This window comes from Thermoplasmatales archaeon (genome assembly GCA_014361245.1).
Classification (GTDB): domain Archaea; phylum Thermoplasmatota; class E2; order UBA202; family JdFR-43; genus JACIWB01.
Map to the genome: position 1 here is coordinate 1 of JACIWB010000096.1, position 988 is coordinate 988.

General features: G+C 29.6%; 2 protein-coding genes. Both read right to left on the bottom strand.

The window, feature by feature from the left end; genetic code table 11:
- The coding region (locus H5T45_07685; GenBank protein ID MBC7129578.1) for a hypothetical protein at nucleotides 1-494 on the bottom strand (494 nt) is incomplete at its 3' end.
- A 107-nt stretch (nucleotides 495-601) separates the two neighbouring features.
- Nucleotides 602-988: hypothetical protein (locus tag H5T45_07690; protein MBC7129579.1), on the bottom strand; the 387-nt coding region annotated here is incomplete at its 5' end.

Here is a 988-nt window from a genome sequence, read left to right on the forward strand (position 1 = left end):
AAATAAATTTTATTTTCTTCTGGCTTATATCTAACTGGGAATAAATGAACTGTAACAAAAGTTACATGCTCCATTTTATCATTTAATCCACAACCAATTCTATAGGAATACCATGAACTTGGATATATTTCATAATTTTGGTGCAACTCAAAATTAAATTCTATTTCATTTTCAGATAATTTTAATGGATAGAGAGAAGAGAACAATTCTTTTTCTAAATTTATCTCCTTTATTTCAGAAGCAGTGACATCAATTTCTATATTTCTCGCCCCAAAAGGAATTTCAAAAACTTTTATTATCTTTGGAATGAGTGGCTTTCCTGGATTTATAAAATATTCGCTTCCTTCAACATCTATCTTTAAAAAATCTTCTTTTTCTATTATTCTGGGCTTTTGAAGCGATATTTTTTCAGAGATTGTTTCAATTCCTTTTGCAAAAGAAAATGCGCTACTTAAAATCACAACAGCCATAAATAAAGCCAATATTTTCCTCATAGTTATATATCATTTAATAATTAAATTTTTTGTGCCTCCACCCCGTCGAAGTGAATCATATTTCATCACTTTTCTGCAGGTGAAGGCAAATATTAAATAAAAATAAGTTAAAAATTTTTGCCCGCTGTATTGTCAAGTAACATCGGTAACATTTTTTGAAAAATATACATTGGCAGGATAATCATGGATACCCATGTGGTATCTATGATTGTTAAACCATTCAATAAATTCCTGAAGTAATAAAAAAACATTTTCAGAAATTCTTCATTGAAAGTTCTTATGGCTCTTTCAATCTTTCCTTTTGCTTGTGGATAACAGGGAGGAGTATATTCAACTTCTATGCCTTCTTTCTTACACCATTTTTCAAAGGTTTCTTTCAAAGAATGGGTCACATCTTCTGTTTTTATTCTATCATAAATGTTACAGTGTAATCTTGAATTATCATCAATGACTATTAGAGCATATTGTTTTCTCCCCTCTATATTGAGTGGACC